Origin of the sequence: Streptomyces sp. NBC_01433, assembly GCF_026340105.1 — a bacterium.
Classification (GTDB): Bacteria; Actinomycetota; Actinomycetes; order Streptomycetales; family Streptomycetaceae; genus Streptomyces.
On record NZ_JAPEPM010000002.1, the window covers coordinates 1,635,585 to 1,652,405 of the forward strand.

Below are 16,821 nucleotides of genomic sequence, written 5' to 3' on the forward strand. Positions count from 1 at the left end.
CCTAGGAGGATTTGAGTGCCACAGCGCTGCGGCTGTGGGTGCCGAGATGGTGGAAGAACAGGTTGAGCAGGACCGCGACCAGTGCTCCGGCACTGATTCCGGAGCCGAGCACGGTCTGCGCCCAGGAGGGGAATCCCGCGTAGAAGGCGGGCGCGGCGAGCGGGATGATGCCCGCGCCGAGCGCCACCGCGACCAGGATGATGTTGGAGCTGTCGTCGAGACCGGCTTCGGAGAGCGTACGGATGCCGCTCACCGCGATCGAGCCGAACAGGACGATGCCGGCGCCGCCGAGTACGGGCATCGGGACGAGCGAGACGACCGCGCCGAGTACGGGGAAGGCGCCCAGGACGAGCAGGGCACCGCCCGCCGTCGCGACGACATAGCGGCTGCGCACCCCGGTCAGCGAGACGACGCCGACGTTCTGCGCGAAGGCGCTGGTCGGAAAGCCTCCGAAGACGGGGCCGAGGAGGGTGGCGATGCCGTCGGTGCGCAGTCCGCGGGTGATGGTGCGGCCGTCGGTGCGCCGCTCGCAGATCTCGCCGAGCGCGAGCATGCCTGCGGAGGACTCCGTCATCAGCACCAGCATGACGATGCACAGGGAGAGGATCGCGGCGGGCCGGAACTCGGGGGCCCCGAAGGCGAAGGGGGTGGGGAGGGCGGCGAGCGGCGCGGACTTCAGCGCGGAGAAGTCGGCGAGTCCGAACGGGATCGCCGCCAGGGTGCCGACCAACAGGCCCACGAGCAGGGCGACTTGTTTGAGGAAGCCGCGTCCGAAGCGCTGGATGAGCAGGATGACGGTCAGGGTGAAGGCGGCGAGGGCCAGATACTTCATGGCGCCGAAGTCGGCGGCGTTCTTGTCGCCGCCCTGCGCCCAGGCGACGGGTACCGGCATCAGGGTGACGCCGATGAGGGTGATGACGACGCCGGTGACGAGCGGCGGGAAGAACCGCAGGAGCCTTCCGAAGAACGGGCCGACGGCCAGGCAGAAGACTCCGGCGACGAGCACCGCCCCGTAGATCGCGGGGAGTTGGTGTCCGGGGGCGCTGGTCTCGGCGATGGCGAGCATCGGCGCGATCCCGGCGGAGGAGGCGGCGTTGACGAACGGCAGCCGGTTTCCGGCGAAGGCTCCGATGCCGAGGGTCTGCAGGACGGTGGCGAGTCCGGCGATGAGGAGACTCGCCGCGATCAGCCGGGTCATACCGGCCGGGTCCAGGCCGACGGCCTGGCCGATGATCAGTGGAGGGGTGACGACGCCCGCGTACATGGCGGCGATGTGCTGGAGCGCGGCGGGGACGAGCCGCGAGGGGGGAAGCTTCTCGTCCACCGGGTGAACTGCCTTACCGGCAGCGGTCGGTGGGGCGGAACATGGGCCTTCTGCCGGCCCCGTTGCAGGCTGTGCCATGGGTGTTCCCTCCGGGACGTCCCGCCCCCGCCCGGCTGTGGGCGGGCAGGGGCGGGCTCAGTTCCGCGTCAGAGGTTGGTCATGTCGACCGGGATCTTCGGCGCTATGCCGTCCCGGAGCACGGTGGCCTCGATCAGGCCGTACGGCCGGTCCGCCGCGAAGTAGACCTCGTTCTCGTTCTTGAGGCCGAACGGCTGCAGGTCCACCAGGAAGTGGTGCTTGTTGGGCAGCGAGAAGCGGATCTCGTCGATCTCGCTGCGGCTGTTGATGATGCGCGAACCCATCTGGTACAGGGTCTGCTGGAGGGAGAGGGAGTACGTCTCGGCGAAGGCCTGGAGCATGTGCTTGCGCGCCTGCTCGTAGGACTTCTCCCAGTTCGGCATCCGCTGGTCGTCGCCGGTCCAGTTGTACCGCCACTTGGCGGACACCTCGGTCGCGAGGATGCGGTCGTACGCCTCCTTGAGCGTCGTGTACTGGTCCTTGACGTAGCCCCAGAACTCGGAATTGGTCGAGTTCATCACCGTGAGGTCCTTGAGACCCGAGATGATCTCCCAGTTCTCACCGTCGTAGGTGATCTGGGTGGTGCGGGTCTCCTGGCCCTTGCGGACGAAGGAGTGCTTGACCTCGTCGGCGCCGATGAACCGGGAGTTGCCGTCGGAGGTCGCGATGCGCTCCCAGGCGTACTCCTCGATCCTGATCCGCGCGACCTTGATCGGACCCTGCGAGGTCACGAAGTGCCGGGCGAGGTGGATGCCGAACTGTTCGGCGGACTCTATGCCGTGCTCCTTGGCGAACGCGTACACCGTGTTCTTGGTGGTGTCGGTCGGCAGGACATGGGCGTTGGAGCCGGAGTAGTGCACATCGTCCATGTCGCCGGAAAGGGCGACCGAGACGTTCAGGTCCTTGATGTGGTGGGTGTCGCCGTCCCGCGTGATCCTGACGACGCGGTTCTCTGCTTTGCCGTACTGGTTCTGGCCGAGAATCGTGGGCATGTCTGCTAGCTCCCTCGGTAAACGGAGTAGCCGAACGGGTTGAGCAGCAGCGGTACGTGATAGTGCTCGCCCGGCACGACGGCGAACGCGATCGCCACCTCCGGGAAGAACGCACCGCTGTCCCTTACGCGGGGGGCGTCCTGCTGCGCCTCGGCTTGCTTCTTGGAGAAGTACGCCTCGGTGTCGAATACGAGACGTACGTGGGTGGTGCCCTCCGGCGGTGCCGGCAGGTCCTTGCAGCGCCCGTCGGCATCGGTGGCGGACGCGCCGAGCGTCACGTACTCCGCGTCGGCGCCACTGCGGGCGGCGAGGGATACGGCGACGGAGGCGGCCGGACGGCCGATGCTGGTGTCCAGGATGTGCGTGGACACCGATGCGGTGGTGTCGGTACTCAAGACCGTCACTCTCCTTGTTCTCAAGAGTCCTGTACGAGACGGGTCAGCCGGATGCGGTTGATCTTGCCCAGCTCGGTGCGCACGTTCTCACGCTCCCGCTCGGGCGGGTTCCCGATCCGGGTCCTGACCGCGTCGCGCATCTGTTCACCGGTGGCACCGGTGGCGCAGATCAGGAAGACATGTCCGAAGCGTTCCTGGTAGGCCAGGTTCAGTTCGAGCATCTCGGTCTTGAGCTCCTCGGAGGCGCCGGCCATCCCCCGCTGTTCGCGGGAGGAGGTCGGATCCCCGGGCTCCGGGCGGCCGATCGGCGGGTGACCGGCCATCGCCTCGGCCAGATCCGCGGCGGTGAGCTCGGCCATGGCGGCGTCGCTCGCGGCGAAAAGGGCGTCGGCTGTGGCGTACGGGCGCCGGGAGAGGATGACCCTCCCCCAGACGGCACTGGCGCACACATCGTGCAGCGCGGCGGTGGCCTCGCTGTCCGCCAGGGTGTTGAACCGGGCCAGGCCCGGTATGGAGCTCGAAGTCACGGGAGCCTCCGTGGCTGTTTTTCGCTGTGCGTTGTACGGGCTGCGGATAGCTAACGCCCTCGACAACATCACGTCAACACTTTGTTGAAATATCGCGAACGAAGAAAGCCGCCGTCCGGCATCCGGACGGCGGCCTTCCTCGGCGTTCGCTCAACTACTCACCCTTGGCGGCATTTTCCCTATTCAGGTAGTTGTAGACCGTGAAGCGGCTGACCCCCAGGGCGCCCGCCACGGTCTCCACCCCATGCCGCACGGAGAAGGCACCGCGTGCCTCCAGAGCTCGTACGACGGACTGCTTCGTCCGACGGTCCAGGTCGGCGAGCGGCATCCCGTGCCGCCGTTCCATCGCGGCGAGGATGTGGTCGAGCGAGTCGGAGAGCTGGGGCAGACGTACAGCGATGACGTCCCGCCCCTCCCAGGCCAGCACCACATCGTCGGTCTGCGCCTGCTCGGGCCCCAGCAGCTCGGCGCCCATGGCGTCGACGAGCGGCTTCACCGCGGCGATCAGGGGGTGATCCACCGGGTCCAGAGGCGGGCGGTCCGCCGATGTGGTCACTGCGCGTCCTCCCCGATCACATTGACCTGGAGCGAGACCCGGGTGGCGCCCGAGGCCAGGGCCTTGCGCAGCAGGGAGTCCACCGCGGTGAGCACCCGGTCCGCTCCCCCTTCGGCCGTGTTCCCGAACGGGCCGACGTCCACGGCGTCGAGTTCGGCGGTCTGGATGACCTCACGGGCCACCACCGCGTGAGCGGGCGCCTCGTCGAGATCGAAGGGCTCGGTGGTGAACTCCACCCTCAAGCGCACTGTGCCTCCCTGATGTCCTCGCGTGTGCTCGCCGCCGACGTACTCCTGCGCGGCTCGGCCATGACCATAACCCGCTGGTGACCGGCCGGGCGGGCGGTCACCGGCGGCATCAGAGCGGCAGCACGCAGACCGCGACCGGGGCCGCCACCGGACCGCCCGCGCCGCTCAGAGCGCCGTCGGCCCGGTCCACCCGGAAGACGGTGACGGTGGACGAGCGCTGGTTGGCGGCGAAGAGCAGGGCGCCGTCCGGGGAGAAGGCGATCTGGCGGGGGAAGTCGCCGCCGACGGGCACGGTGTCCAGCAGCCGGAGCGCCGCCCCGTCCTGCTCGACGGCGTAGCGGGTGAGGCTGTTGTGGCCCCGGTTGGCCAGGTAGGCGAAGGCGCCGTCGGCGGTGACCAGGAGCTGCGCCGGATAGCTGGTCCCGGGGCCGGTCCCGGTGGTCTGGCCGGTTCCAGGGGTGAGGGTGCCGGTGACCGGGTCGTATCCGCAGACGACGGCGGTGTTGTCCAGCTCGCAGGCCAGGTAGGCGAAGCGGCCGCCCGGATGGAAGGCGAGGTGGCGCGGTCCTGCCCCCGGTTTCAGCGCCGCGCGGGAGACCTCGGCGAGAGTCCCGGCGGTCGTGTCCAGGCGGTACGTGTACACGGTGTCGTTGCCCAGGTCGACGGCGAGGACATGGCCGCCGTCGGGCGAGGTGACGATCTGGTGGGCGTGCGGCCCGTTCTGGCCCGGTCCGGGCGGCGGCGACGTGTGCGTGACGAGGTCGGTGCGTTCGCCGATCGAACCGTCGTCGGCGAGGGGATGCACGGCGACGCTGCCCGAGGTGTAGTTCGCGCTGAGCAGCCACGTGCCGGTGGGGTGCACGGAGAGATGGGTGGGGCCGGCGCCACCGGTGTCACGGCTGCCGAGGACCCGGTGGGCGCCGTCCGGCGACAGCGCGACGGCCGTCACGGCGCCCCGGTCCTGCTCGTCCACGGCGTAGACGGTGCCGCCCGAGGGGTGCACGGCGAGGTACGAGGGGTTGTCGACCCCGGTGATCACGGGGCCGGTGGCGATCGCCCCGGTGAGGGTGTCGTACGTGGCCGTGCCGATTCCGGTGCCGCCGCCCTCGGCCGAGGTGTACGTACCGATGAGGAGCGGCCGGGTGGCGCGCGGGGCGCCCGGCGGCGCGGCGGCGGGGGCGGGCCCGCCCTGGGCGGCGGTGCGGGCGGGCGCCGAGGGGGCGGCGGACAGGACCGCGCCCGCGAGCATGGCTCCGAGGAGGCTGCGGCGGCTGGTGGGGGTGTGATTCATGCGAGGCACCTCGTGGGGGGGGCGTGGCGGCGGCTGCTTCGGATGCGTCAGCCACCCTGGCCCGCCCCGCCCCCGACGGCAAGGGGCCCCCGCACCGGCCGGGCGCGCCCCAGGCCGGCCGAATTTCGGGCAGCCCCTTGACAGCCTCGCCACCCGCCGGGCAATCTTCCGTTAAGCAGAAACTAACTTCCGCAATACGGAAGGAGCGCCGAACCCCTCATGGGATACCCGGACCAGCGCTTCGATGTGAACCTTTCGATCCTCTTCACGGAACTCCCGCTCCTGGAGCGCCCCGCGGCAGCCGCCGCGGCGGGCTTCACGGCGGTCGAGCTGTGGTGGCCCTGGATCGAGACCCCCACCCCGCCGCAGGCGGAGCTCGATGCCCTCAAGAAGGCGCTCGACGATGCCGGCACCCAGCTGGTGGGGCTGAACTTCTACGCGGGGCGGCTGCCCGGCCCCGACCGCGGCGCGCTCTCCGTGCCCGGTGCCGAGTCGGACCGCTTCCGCGCCAATATCGAGGTGGCGGCAGCGTTCGCCGCCTCGGTCGGCTGCACCGCGCTCAACGCGCTGTACGGCAACCGCGTCGACGGCGTGGACCCTGCCGTCCAGGACGAACTCGCCCTGGAGAACCTGGTGCTGGCCGCCCGCGCGGCCGACCGGATCGGAGCGGTCCTGCTGATCGAGACCCTGAACAAGCCGGAGTCGCCGCTCTATCCGCTGGTGAGCGCACCGGCCGGGATCGAGATCGTCGACAGGGTCAACGCGGCGACGGGCCTCGGGAACGCGAAGTTCCTGCTGGACCTCTACCACCTGTCGATGAACGGCGAGGACCTGAGCGAGGTGATCAAGACGTACGCCGGGAAGACCGGCCACGTCCAGATCGCCGACAACCCGGGCCGCGGCGCGCCGGGCACCGGCTCGCTCCCGCTGGAGCGGCTCCTCGACGAGCTGACCGGGGCCGGTTACGCGGGACGGGTCGGCCTGGAGTACAAGCCGGGCGACCGTCCCAGCGCCGAGTCCTTCGGGTGGCTCCCCCGGTAGGGGCGGCCGAACTCCCTCACGTACACCCGTTTTCCAGGAAGGCACCCTCATGAGCAACAACCTCCCCAAGGTTGCGTGGATCGGGCTCGGCATCATGGGCTCCCCCATGTCCGAGAACCTGGTCAAGGCCGGCTACGACGTCACCGGGTACACCCTGGAGCAGGACAAGATCGACCGCCTGGTCGCGGCCGGCGGCAAGGGCGCCCCCTCGATCGCCGCCGCGGTCGCGGACGCCGATGTCGTCATCACGATGGTGCCCGCCTCCCCGCAGGTCGAGGCCATCGCGTACGGCCCCGAGGGCATCCTGGAGAACGCGAAGCGCGGCGCGCTGCTGATCGACATGTCCTCGATCACCCCGCAGACCTCCGTGGACCTCGCGAAGAACGCCCTGGACAAGGGAGTTCGCGTGCTGGACGCCCCGGTGTCCGGCGGCGAGGCGGGCGCCATCGAGGCCGTTCTGTCGATCATGGTCGGCGGCGAGAAGGCCGACTTCGACGCGGCCGAGCCCCTGCTCGAAGCGCTCGGCAGGACGATCGTGCTCTGCGGCCCGCACGGGTCCGGCCAGACGGTGAAGGCCGCCAACCAGCTGATCGTCGCGGTCAACATCCAGGCGTGCGCCGAGGCCGTGGTCTTCCTGGAGAAGTCCGGGGTCGACCTCGCCGCCGCGCTCGACGTCCTCAACGGCGGACTGGCCGGTTCGACCGTACTGACCCGCAAGAAGGACAACTTCCTCAAGCGCGACTTCGCGCCGGGCTTCCGGATCGATCTGCACCACAAGGACATGGGCATCGTCACGGACGCCGCCCGCAATGTCGGTGCCGCGCTGCCCGTCGGCGCCGTCGTCGCCCAGCTGGTCGCCTCCCTGCGCGCGCAGGGCGACGGCGGTCTGGACCACTCGGCCCTGCTGCGCTCCGTCGAGCGCCTCTCCGGCTCGCAGGTCTGACACCCGGCCCCGCCACGGGGCCCATGAACTCCGGGTCGCGGTGGCGCTGACACCTGTCCTGTCGCGCCCAGGCGCCGCCGCGGCCCGGAACCTCACACTTCACTTTCAACAAACTGTTGACGCGTCGTTCATGGCGAACCTACGCTCCTCAAGCCGTCAGCAGCTCCGTACGGAAGGTCAATCCCGACATATGGCTAAGCGTGTGCTCACGACCGAGTCAGGCGCCCCGGTCGCCGACAACCAGAACTCCGCCACCGCCGGCGTCGGTGGACCGATCCTCCTCCAGGACCAGCACCTCCTGGAGAAGCTCGCCCGCTTCAACCGTGAGCGCATCCCGGAGCGCGTGGTGCACGCCCGCGGCTCCGGCGCCTACGGCTACTTCGAGGTGACCGACGACGTCACCGGCTTCACCCGCGCCGACTTCCTCTCCGAAGTGGGCCGCCGCACCGAGACGTTCATACGTTTTTCCACGGTGGCCGACTCCCTGGGCGGCGCCGACGCCGTCCGCGACCCGCGCGGCTTCGCCCTCAAGTTCTATACGGACGAGGGCAATTACGACCTGGTCGGCAACAACACCCCGGTGTTCTTCATCAAGGACCCGATCAAGTTCCCCGACTTCATCCACTCGCAGAAGCGCGACCCGTTCACGGGCAAGCAGGAGCCGGACAACGTCTGGGACTTCTGGGCGCACGCCCCCGAGGCGACGCACCAGGTCACCTGGCTGATGGGCGACCGGGGCATACCCGCCTCGTACCGTCACATGAACGGCTACGGCTCGCACACCTACCAGTGGACGAACGCCCAGGGCGAAGCCTTCTTCGTCAAGTACCACTTCAAGACCAACCAGGGCGTGCGCTCCCTCGCCGCCGACCAGGCCGCTGAGCTCGTCGGCAAGGACGCCAACTCGCACCAGACGGACCTGCTCCAGGCCATCGAGCGCGGCATCAACCCGTCCTGGACGCTGCATGTGCAGGTCATGCCGGCCGCCGAGGCCGCGGACTACCGCTTCAACCCGTTCGACCTCACCAAGGTGTGGCCGCACAGCGACTACCCGCTCCAGCGGGTCGGCCGGCTCGTCCTGGACCGCAACCCGGACAACGTCTTCGCCGAGGTCGAGCAGGCCGCGTTCTCCCCGAACAACTTCGTGCCCGGCATCGGTCCCTCCCCGGACAAGATGCTCCAGGGCCGGCTGTTCGCCTACGCGGACGCCCACCGCTACCGGCTGGGCGTCAACCACACCCACCTCCCGGTCAACGCGCCCAGGACGGGCGCCGCGGACAACTACGGCCGCGACGGTCTGATGGCCACCCGCAACGGCTCGCGCCACGACAAGAACTACGAGCCCAACTCGTACGACGGTCCGGCGCAGACCGACGCGGCGTTCGCCGCCCCGCTCGCCGTCCAGGGCTGGACCGGCACCCATGAGGCGCCCGCCCACACCAAGGACGACGACTTCTTCCAGGCGGGCGAGCTGTTCCGGCTGATGTCCGAGGACGAGAAGGACCGGCTGGTCACCAACATCGCCGGGGGCCTCTCGCAGGTCACCCGTGACGATGTGATCGAGAAGAACCTCGCCCACTTCCACGCCGCCGACGCCGATTACGGCAGGCGCGTGGAGGAGGCCGTCCGCGCCCTGCGCGAGGACTGAGCCCCTCCCCCATGAACCCTGCCCGCGCCGCGCACCCGGATGAGGGGTCCGCACGGCGCGGGCAGGACGAGGCCGCGGTCGCCGAGCGATGCCAGTGCGGTGGTGACGGGTGCGGGGTCCGCCTTCTGACCTGAAGGAGGCGGGGTTCCGAGCCGATCGCCGGCGCCGCGGTCCCTGTCGGGGCCTGTGCTGTCGAGGGCACGGAGTACGGGTACGTCCCGTGCTCCGTGCCCTTTCCTCATGTCCTCAATCGCCGGACGGGCTGGAGGTGGTGCCCCCGTGCCGTGGCGCGGGGTTCCGTCCTCAAGCGCCGGACGGGCTGGGTGGGGGGCCTGGTCCGATCAGCGGACCGAGCTGGAGTGGGTGCCCCGTGCTGTGGACACCGGTTCCGTCCTCAAGCGCCGGACGGGCTGGGGGTGACCCGTGTCCTGGCTCGGGTTCCGTCCTCAAGCGCCGGACGGGCTGGGTATGGGCATCCCTGTGGGCATGAGGAAGGGCCCCTTCCCTAGGTTTCGGGGGAGGGGCCCTGGTGGTTCCCGGGTGGTCAGGACACCGTCAGGGGGCGGATCGCGGTGGGTGCGTGGGACGGCTCCGTCGCGATGTCCTCGAACTCGTTGACCGACGCGATGTCCGTACCGCTCATCGCGATGTTCGTGACCCGCTCCAGGATCGCCTCGACGACCACCGGCACCCGGAACTCCGCGGCCAGCTTCTTCGCCTCCTCGAAGGCGGGCAGCAGCTGGTCCGGCTCGGTGACCCGGATCGCCTTGCAGCCGAGGCCCTCGACGACCTTGACGTGGTCGACGCCGTAGACGCCGAGCTCCGGCGAGTTGAGGTTCTCGAACTCCAGATTGACCTGGAAGTCGATGTCGAAGTTGCGCTGGGCCTGGCGGATGAGGCCCAGGTAGGAGTTGTTCACCAGGACGTGGACGTACGGGATGCGGTGCTGCGCGCCGACGGCCAGCTCCTCCAGCATGAACTGGAAGTCGTAGTCGCCCGAGAGCGCGACCACGGTGCCGTCCGGGTCCGCGGTGGCGACGCCCAATGCGGCCGGGATCGTCCAGCCGAGCGGGCCGGCCTGGCCGCAGTTGATCCAGTGGCGCGGCTTGAAGACGTGCAGCATCTGCGCGCCGGCGATCTGGGAGAGCCCGATGGTGGTGACGTAACGGGTCTCGGGACCGAAGGCCCGGTTCATCTCCTCGTACACGCGCTGCGGCTTGAGCGGCACGTTGTCGAAGTGGGTCCGGCGCTGCAACGTGGCTCTGCGCTCCTGGGTGGAGGCGGCCCAGGCCGAACGGTCCTTGAGCGTGCCCGCGGCCTTCAGCTCGCGTGCCACCTCGACGAAGAGTTCCAGCGCGGCCTTGGCGTCGGAGGCGATGCCGAGGTCGGGGGCGAAGATCCTGCCCAGCTGGGTGGGCTCGATGTCGACGTGGACGAACGTACGGCCCCGGGTGTAGACGTCCAGCTTGCCGGTGTGGCGGTTCGCCCAGCGGTTGCCGATGCCGAGGACGAAGTCGGACTCCAGGAAGTTCGCGTTGCCGTAGCGGTGCGAGGTCTGGAGGCCGACCATTCCGGCGTTCAGCTCGTGGTCGTCGGGGAGGATGCCCCAGCCCATCAGGGTCGGGACGACCGGGACGCCGGTCAGCTCGGCGAACTCCACCAGGAGCGCGGAGGCGTCGGCGTTGATGATGCCGCCGCCCGCGACGAGCAATGGGCGCTCGGAGGCGTTCAGCATCTCGACGGCCCGCTCGATCTGCCTGCGGGTCGCGGCGGGCTTGTGCACCGGCAGCGGCTCGTACAGCTCGGGGTCGAACTCGATCTCGGTGAGCTGCACATCGATCGGCAGGTCGATGAGGACCGGGCCGGGCCGGCCCGTGCGCATCAGGTGGAAGGCCTGCTGGAAGACGCCGGGGACCTGGGCGGCCTCCAGCACCGTGGTGGCGGCCTTGGTGACCGGCTTGGCGATCGACGCGATGTCGACGGCCTGGAAGTCCTCCTTGTGCAGGACCGCGGTCGGGGCCTGGCCGGTGATGCAGAGGATCGGGATGGAGTCGGCGATGGCGGAGTACAGGCCGGTGATCATGTCGGTGCCCGCCGGGCCCGACGTGCCGATGCAGACGCCGATGTTCCCCGCCTCGGCGCGGGTGTACCCCTCCGCCATGTGCGAGGCGCCCTCGACGTGGCGGGCCAGGGTGTGGTGGATGCCACCGGACGCCTTGAGTGCCGCGTAGAACGGGTTGATCGCCGCACCCGGCACACCGAACGCGTTGCTGACGCCTTCGCGCTTGAGGATCTCAACTGCCGCTCGGGCAGCGGTCATACGAGGCATTGAGTGCTCCTGCTCGGGCTGGGTGGAGTCGGGCTCTGTCGCGCCACCTGAGAGCACCAATTCCGTATTACGGAAGTTTAGTTCTGCTATACGGAAGCAATCTAAGACGCGGTGCGCCAGCCGTCAAGGGAGCGCGGGACCACCGGACCCCACGAAGTACGGCGATTCCCTCCCCAGGGCCTCGCTCTTGGTGGACGATGACCCGTGACGGTGGAGCCACGGAACGCGATGGCCCCGCAGGACGTACCGGAGGGAGACGACCATGGAGTCCGTACCGGTACGGTGCCCCGCCTGTGGCCGCGGCCACGCGTACGTCACACCGGCCTACCCCTGCCCGTGCGGCGCTCCGACCGCCCCGCCGCTGCTGCGCGGCGCCCCGGCCGAACCCATCACGCACCGCACCTGGGACGACGACTGGGTGACGGTGCGCTGCGCCGGGTGCGGACGCCTGGACCAGTGGCCGCACCCGGAACTGTGCTGCCCGTGCGGGACAGTGCTGCGCGTTCCGGTCCGCCCGGTGACGGACGCGCGTACGGACACCCCGGCGCCCGGCACCGACGCCGCCGCGCACCCCGACAGGACCGAAGCGGTCGGCCCCTCCCACATCCCGCTGCCGCGCACGGCCGCCCATCCGCGGCCGTCCTTCCATCCGATGGCGATCCGCACGGGCCGTGACGCGGTGCGCGCGGCCGCCCTGTATCTGGAATGGCTGGGCTACCGCGAGATCACGCAGACCCCGAAGCGGCCCGCGTCCGGGATCGACCTGCGGGCTGCGGGGGTCGTCGCCCAGGTCGACGTGGGTACCCGGCCGGCCACTCCACGCGATGTGGAGTGCCTCTGGCTGAACGCCCTGAGCGCTTCGGCGGCGGGCGTCTTCTTTTCCATGGCCGGCTATACGGAGGACGCCGGGGCGCGCGCGGACGGCCTGGGCATTCCGCTCTTCGTCCTGGATCCCACCGGGACACCGCAGCCGGTGAACAGCCCCGCGGACGAACTGATCAGCACCGGGGCCTGAGCCCGCCGGGTCGGTTCCGCCACGACCGGACTACGGATACCGGACTACGGATACCGGATACCGTCAACCGGCGTCGCTCGCCATACTGAGCGCATGCGTATCCGCCCCGCCAGACGCGCCGACCTCCCCCTGCTCCAGGACATCGAGCGCGCCGCAGGCGAACCGTTCCGCGCCCTCGGCATGGCCTCCGTCGCCGACGACGAACCGCCGCCCCTCACCCTCCTGGAGAGCTACCGCCGGGCCGGGCGCTGCTGGGTCGCCACCGATCCCCTGGCAGCCACCGATCCCCGGGTCGCCACCGATCCCGTGGCGGCCACCGACGACCGCCCGGCCGGCTATCTGATCGCCGATCCCGTCGACGGCGCCTTCCACATCGAACAGGTCTCGGTCGACCCGGCCGCCGCCCGCCGCGGCATCGGCCGCGCCCTCATCGACCACCTCGCCGCATGGGCGGCCGAGCGGCAGCCGACGCCGCTCACCCTGACCACCTTCACCGATGTCCCGTGGAACGCCCCGTACTACGCACGCATCGGCTTCCGGCCCCTCAGGGAGAGCGAACTCACCGATGGGCTCCGCAAGATCCGGGCCGAGGAGGCGGAACACGGCCTGGACCGCTGGCCGCGGGTCTGCATGCGCCGCGAGCCCTGAAGGCAGGTCCGCATGCGCCGCTAGCCCCGAAAGTCCGGGCGCGCCAAGACCGGACGCGCACCGAGGGGTTCGCTGTCAGTGGCGGCACGTAAGCTGAGCGCATGGTCTTAACTCCCCGGCGCTCCATACCCTCCGGCCCGGCCCGGCCCATTCCCCCGTCCACCAGCGAGGCCAGCCAGGCCGACCAGGCCAACGACGCCATTCGCGCGCTCGTCGACGCCGGAGCCGGTCAGGTCTGGTCGTCCGTGGAGTCCGCGAAGTACGAAGTACTGCTGATCGAGTGGGCGGCCGCGACCCGGACCACCGGCCCCGACATCATCGAGGCCGCCTGATCCACCGGGACGGACGGCCGCGCACCGGCGTCGCCGCGCCCACCCCGCCGCCCGCCCAGCGCCCTCCCGGAGCACCCCTCAGCGGCCGTAGGTCTCGCGCAGCTCGACCTTCCTGACCTTCCCGCTCACCGTCATCGGGAAGGACTCCAGAATCCTGAGCGCGCGCGGGATCTTGTAGTGCGCGAGCCGCTCACGGCAGTGCTCCGTCACCTCCTCCAGCGTCGGCGGATCGGCCGGGTCGCGGGGGATGACACAGGCCAGGATCTCCTCGCCGTACCTCTCGTCCGGCACCCCCACCACCTGTACGTCGGCGATCTTCGGATGACCGTAGAGGAACTCCTCGACCTCCCGCGGGTACACGTTCTCACCGCCCCGGATGATCATGTCCTTGATCCGGCCGACGATCTGGACGTAGCCGTCCTCGCGCATCACCGCGAGGTCCCCGGTGTGCATCCAGCGGCCCTCGTCGATCACCTCGGCCGTCCGGTCGGGCTGTTCCCAGTAGCCCAGCATCACGCTGTAGCCACGGGTGCGCAGTTCACCCGCCTCACCGCGCGGCAGGGTCACCCCGCTCACCGGGTCGACCACCTTGACCTCGATGTGCGGCAGCACCCGCCCGACCGTGCCGGTCCGGCGGTCCAGGTCGTCGTCGCGGCGGGTCTGGGTGGAGACCGGGGAGGTCTCCGTCATCCCGTAGCAGATGGACACCTCGTCCATGTGCATCTCGGCGACGACACGCTTCATCACCTCGACCGGGCAGGGGGACCCGGCCATGATTCCGGTGCGCAGCGAGGAGAGGTCGTACGAGGCGAAGTCGGGGAGGTCCAGCTCGGCGATGAACATCGTGGGGACGCCGTAGAGCGAGGTGCAGCGCTCCCGCTGGACCGCCGCGAGTACGGCGGCGGGTTCGAAGGACGGGCCGGGGATCACGATGCAGGCGCCGTGCGAGGTGATGCCGAGGTTGCCCATCACCATGCCGAAGCAGTGGTAGAAGGGCACCGGCAGACAGACCCGGTCCTGTTCGGTGTAGGCGACCAGTTCCCCGACGGAGTACCCGTTGTTGAGGATGTTGTGATGGGAGAGCGTGGCACCCTTGGGGAAGCCGGTGGTGCCCGAGGTGTACTGGATGTTGATCGGGTCGTCACAGGACAACTCGGCTTCACGGGAGGCCAGTTGGTCGGCCGTGACGGACTGTGCGGTGGCGGTCAGTTCCGTCCAGGACGGGTCGTCGATGTAGTGGACGGCGCGCAGGGAGGGGCAGTTGCCGCGGACCTGGCCGACGAGCGCCCGGTAGTCGCCGGTGCGGTGGGCGAGCGAGGCGACCAGCAGGGAGATGCCGGACTGGTTGAGGACGAACTCCAGCTCGTGCGCCCGGTAGGCGGGGTTGATGTTGACCATGACGGCGCCGATCCGCGCCGTCGCGTACTGGACGAGCACCCACTCCGGGCAGTTGATCGCCCAGATCCCGACCCGGTCGCCCTTGGCCACGCCGGAGGCCATCAGGGCACGGGCCAGTTCCTGGACGTCGGCGCCGAATTCGGCGTACGTCCAGCGCCGCCCGGACGCCACGTCGACCAGGGCCTCGCGCGACCCGAACGCCTCGACGGCCCGGTCGAGGTTGCGGCCGATGGTGTCGCCGAGCAGCGCGGTGGTGCCGGTGCCGTGCGCGTAGGACGGTTCGCTCATCGCAGGTCCCCCTCGTCGAACTCGGTGCCGGTACCGGCGGCGGTGCGCTCGCGGAGCTCGATGCGGCGGATCTTGCCCGAGACGGTCTTCGGCAGTTCGGCGAACTCCAGTCGGCGGATGCGCTTGTACGGGGCGAGGACCGACCTGGAGTGCGCGAACAGTGCCCTGGCCGTCTCCGGTCCGGGCTCCCAGCCCTCGGCCAGCACGATGTACGCCTTCGGCACGGCGAGCCGGACCGGGTCCGGGGCGGGCACGACGGCGGCCTCGGCGACCGCTTCGTGCTCCAGCAGCGCGCTCTCCAGCTCGAACGGCGAGATCTTGTAGTCGGAGGCCTTGAAGACGTCGTCGGCGCGGCCGATGTATGTGATGTAGCCGTCCTCGTCGCGGGCGCCGATGTCGCCGGTGCGGTAGTAGCCGCCCGCCATCGCCTCGGCGGTACGGTCCGGGTCGCCGTGGTACCCGGTCATCAGGCCGACGGGGTGGGCCGAGAGGTCGAGGGAGATCTCGCCCTCGGTGGCACCGGCCTCACCGCTGACCGGGTCGAGGAGTTCGACCTTGAAGCCGGGGCTGGGCCGCCCCATGGATCCGGCCTTCAGCAGCTGGCCGGGGGTGTTGGCGACCTGGACGGCGGTCTCGGTCTGGCCGAAGCCGTCCCGGATGGTGACGCCCCACTCGCGGCGGACCGTCTCGATGACCTCGGGGTTGAGCGGCTCGCCCGCCGCCACGACCTCACGCGGCGGCGTCTTCAGCTGGGAGAGGTCGGCCTGGATGAGCATCCGCCAGACGGTGGGCGGCGCGCAGAAGCTGGTGACGGCCGAGCGGTCCATCTCCGCCATCAGCCGGGCCGCGTCGAAGCGGGTGTAGTTGAAGATGAAGACGGTGGCCTCGGCGCTCCACGGGGCGAAGAGGTTCGACCAGGCGTGCTTGGCCCAGCCGGGCGAGGAGATGTTCAGATGCACATCGCCGGGCTTGAGGCCGATCCAGTACATCGTCGACAAGTGGCCCACGGGGTAGGAGACATGGGTGTGCTCGACCAGCTTGGGGCGGGCGGTGGTGCCGGAGGTGAAGTAGAGCATCAGCGGTTCGTCGGCGTCGGTCTCCCGGTCCGGCGTGAAGGTCGTGGGCAGGGCGTCGGCACCCGCGTACGACAGCCATCCCTCGACACCGCCGCCCTTGCTCCCGCTCCCGCCCTCACCCTTGCTCCCGCTCCCGCCCGTGCTCTCGCCCGTGCCGCCGACGGCGAGCCGGGTGTAGTCGCCGGGCACCTCGTCGAACTTCGCGGTGTCCTCCGCCCGCACGAGCACATGGCGGACCCGGCCGCGCTCGACGCGGTCGCGCAGGTCGACGGGGCCCAGGAGTGGGGTGGCCGGGATGACGACGGCACGCAGCTTCATCGCGGCCAGCGCCGTCTCCCACAGCTCGACCTGGTTGCCGAGCATGACGAGGATGCGGTCGCCCTCGCGGACGCCCTGGGCCCTGAGCCAGTTCGCGGCCTGGTTGGAGCGGGCGGACATCCGGGCGAACGACACCTCGGTGCGCCGCCCGTCCTCCTCCACGATGTGCAGGGCGGTGCGGTCGTTGTTCTCGGCGATGGCGTCGAACCAGTCGAGCGCCCAGTTGAAGTGATCGGACCGGGGCCAGCGGAAACCCTCGTATGCCTTCGCGTAGTCCTCGCGGTGCTCCAGCAGAAAGTCCCGGGCGGCCCGGAACGTCTCCGTCGCACTGGTTGCCGACATGTGCCCTCCTCATTGCGGACCGGACCGGTCAC

16 protein-coding genes are annotated in these 16,821 nt (G+C 70.1%); 6 read left to right on the forward strand and 10 right to left on the reverse strand.

The window, feature by feature from the left end:
* Window position 1: 1 nt before the first annotated feature.
* The 7 genes from OG413_RS34765 to OG413_RS34795 all read right to left on the reverse strand — a co-directional run bounded on the left by OG413_RS34765 (window position 2) and on the right by OG413_RS34795 (window position 5,411).
* Window positions 2-1,402, reverse strand: coding sequence for a nucleobase:cation symporter-2 family protein (locus OG413_RS34765; protein WP_266812508.1), 1,401 nt, complete (start codon window positions 1,400-1,402; stop codon window positions 2-4).
* 68 nt (window positions 1,403-1,470) lie between these two features.
* Window positions 1,471-2,394 carry a factor-independent urate hydroxylase gene (pucL, locus tag OG413_RS34770; RefSeq protein ID WP_266812510.1) on the reverse strand — a complete coding sequence of 308 codons (924 nt, stop codon included), beginning with the start codon at window positions 2,392-2,394 and terminating at the stop codon, window positions 1,471-1,473.
* Between the two features lie 5 nt (window positions 2,395-2,399).
* Window positions 2,400-2,789 carry a hydroxyisourate hydrolase gene (uraH, locus tag OG413_RS34775; RefSeq protein ID WP_266812512.1) on the reverse strand — a complete coding sequence of 130 codons (390 nt, stop codon included), beginning with the start codon at window positions 2,787-2,789 and terminating at the stop codon, window positions 2,400-2,402.
* Window positions 2,790-2,809: 20 nt separating this feature from the next.
* On the reverse strand, window positions 2,810-3,316 hold the full coding sequence (gene uraD, locus OG413_RS34780) for a 2-oxo-4-hydroxy-4-carboxy-5-ureidoimidazoline decarboxylase (protein WP_266812513.1): 507 nt from the start codon (window positions 3,314-3,316) through the stop codon (window positions 2,810-2,812).
* 154 nt (window positions 3,317-3,470) lie between these two features.
* Window positions 3,471-3,872 (reverse strand): helix-turn-helix domain-containing protein, encoded by a 402-nt coding sequence (locus OG413_RS34785; protein WP_266812515.1) that lies wholly within the window; start codon window positions 3,870-3,872, stop codon window positions 3,471-3,473.
* Window positions 3,869-4,108 carry a hypothetical protein gene (locus tag OG413_RS34790; RefSeq protein ID WP_266813273.1) on the reverse strand — a complete coding sequence of 80 codons (240 nt, stop codon included), beginning with the start codon at window positions 4,106-4,108 and terminating at the stop codon, window positions 3,869-3,871. Before OG413_RS34790 ends, OG413_RS34785 begins: the two co-directional genes overlap by 4 nt.
* 121 nt (window positions 4,109-4,229) lie before the next feature.
* Window positions 4,230-5,411 (reverse strand): lactonase family protein, encoded by a 1,182-nt coding sequence (locus OG413_RS34795; protein WP_266812517.1) that lies wholly within the window; start codon window positions 5,409-5,411, stop codon window positions 4,230-4,232.
* 219 nt (window positions 5,412-5,630) lie between these two features.
* On the opposite strand from OG413_RS34795, the gene OG413_RS34800 reads away from it, so the two are divergent.
* From OG413_RS34800 to OG413_RS34810, 3 genes are all read left to right on the forward strand, one after another.
* Window positions 5,631-6,452, forward strand: coding sequence for a TIM barrel protein (locus tag OG413_RS34800; RefSeq protein ID WP_266812519.1), 822 nt, complete (start codon window positions 5,631-5,633; stop codon window positions 6,450-6,452).
* 49 nt (window positions 6,453-6,501) lie between these two features.
* Window positions 6,502-7,395, forward strand: a complete 894-nt coding sequence (locus tag OG413_RS34805; RefSeq protein WP_266812521.1) for a 2-hydroxy-3-oxopropionate reductase — start codon at window positions 6,502-6,504, stop codon at window positions 7,393-7,395.
* A gap of 190 nt (window positions 7,396-7,585) precedes the next feature.
* On the forward strand, window positions 7,586-9,043 hold the full coding sequence (locus OG413_RS34810; protein ID WP_266812523.1) for a catalase: 1,458 nt from the start codon (window positions 7,586-7,588) through the stop codon (window positions 9,041-9,043).
* Window positions 9,044-9,587: 544 nt separating this feature from the next.
* Here OG413_RS34810 and gcl read toward each other — a convergent pair.
* Window positions 9,588-11,372, reverse strand: coding sequence for a glyoxylate carboligase (gene gcl / locus OG413_RS34815; protein WP_266812525.1), 1,785 nt, complete (start codon window positions 11,370-11,372; stop codon window positions 9,588-9,590).
* Window positions 11,373-11,634: 262 nt separating this feature from the next.
* Here gcl and OG413_RS34820 point away from each other — a divergent pair, with 262 nt between their 5' ends.
* The 3 genes from OG413_RS34820 to OG413_RS34830 all read left to right on the forward strand — a co-directional run bounded on the left by OG413_RS34820 (window position 11,635) and on the right by OG413_RS34830 (window position 13,367).
* Window positions 11,635-12,387 carry a hypothetical protein gene (locus OG413_RS34820; RefSeq protein WP_266812527.1) on the forward strand — a complete coding sequence of 251 codons (753 nt, stop codon included), beginning with the start codon at window positions 11,635-11,637 and terminating at the stop codon, window positions 12,385-12,387.
* A gap of 93 nt (window positions 12,388-12,480) precedes the next feature.
* The gene (locus tag OG413_RS34825; protein ID WP_266812529.1) at window positions 12,481-13,035 is read left to right on the forward strand and encodes a GNAT family N-acetyltransferase; all 555 of its coding nucleotides are present in this window, start codon (window positions 12,481-12,483) and stop codon (window positions 13,033-13,035) included.
* Between the two features lie 101 nt (window positions 13,036-13,136).
* The gene (locus OG413_RS34830) at window positions 13,137-13,367 is read left to right on the forward strand and encodes a hypothetical protein (protein WP_266812531.1); all 231 of its coding nucleotides are present in this window, start codon (window positions 13,137-13,139) and stop codon (window positions 13,365-13,367) included.
* Between the two features lie 78 nt (window positions 13,368-13,445).
* On the opposite strand, the gene OG413_RS34835 is transcribed toward OG413_RS34830, so the two are convergent.
* Together OG413_RS34835 and OG413_RS34840 are read right to left on the reverse strand one after the other, a co-directional pair.
* Complete coding sequence (locus OG413_RS34835) at window positions 13,446-15,053, reverse strand: AMP-binding protein (RefSeq protein ID WP_266812533.1); 1,608 nt, start codon at window positions 15,051-15,053, stop codon at window positions 13,446-13,448.
* Window positions 15,050-16,789 (reverse strand): AMP-binding protein, encoded by a 1,740-nt coding sequence (locus tag OG413_RS34840; protein WP_266812535.1) that lies wholly within the window; start codon window positions 16,787-16,789, stop codon window positions 15,050-15,052. The genes OG413_RS34835 and OG413_RS34840 overlap by 4 nt, the downstream gene beginning before the upstream one ends.
* Between the last annotated feature and the right edge of the window lie 32 nt (window positions 16,790-16,821).

Excerpts from the sequence above, each read along its gene's own strand:
- OG413_RS34765 (WP_266812508.1), bottom strand. The coding sequence starts at position 1,402 with ATGGCACAGCCTGCAACGGGGCCGGCAGAAGGCCCATGTTCCGCCCCA.
- OG413_RS34820 (WP_266812527.1), top strand. The coding sequence starts at position 11,635 with ATGGAGTCCGTACCGGTACGGTGCCCCGCCTGTGGCCGCGGCCACGCG.
- OG413_RS34810 (WP_266812523.1), top strand. The coding sequence starts at position 7,586 with ATGGCTAAGCGTGTGCTCACGACCGAGTCAGGCGCCCCGGTCGCCGAC.
- gcl (WP_266812525.1), bottom strand. The coding sequence starts at position 11,372 with ATGCCTCGTATGACCGCTGCCCGAGCGGCAGTTGAGATCCTCAAGCGC.
- OG413_RS34825 (WP_266812529.1), top strand. The coding sequence starts at position 12,481 with ATGCGTATCCGCCCCGCCAGACGCGCCGACCTCCCCCTGCTCCAGGAC.
- OG413_RS34805 (WP_266812521.1), top strand. The coding sequence starts at position 6,502 with ATGAGCAACAACCTCCCCAAGGTTGCGTGGATCGGGCTCGGCATCATG.
- OG413_RS34795 (WP_266812517.1), bottom strand. The coding sequence starts at position 5,411 with ATGAATCACACCCCCACCAGCCGCCGCAGCCTCCTCGGAGCCATGCTC.
- OG413_RS34840 (WP_266812535.1), bottom strand. The coding sequence starts at position 16,789 with ATGTCGGCAACCAGTGCGACGGAGACGTTCCGGGCCGCCCGGGACTTT.
- pucL (WP_266812510.1), bottom strand. The coding sequence starts at position 2,394 with ATGCCCACGATTCTCGGCCAGAACCAGTACGGCAAAGCAGAGAACCGC.
- OG413_RS34800 (WP_266812519.1), top strand. The coding sequence starts at position 5,631 with ATGGGATACCCGGACCAGCGCTTCGATGTGAACCTTTCGATCCTCTTC.
- OG413_RS34830 (WP_266812531.1), top strand. The coding sequence starts at position 13,137 with ATGGTCTTAACTCCCCGGCGCTCCATACCCTCCGGCCCGGCCCGGCCC.
- OG413_RS34835 (WP_266812533.1), bottom strand. The coding sequence starts at position 15,053 with ATGAGCGAACCGTCCTACGCGCACGGCACCGGCACCACCGCGCTGCTC.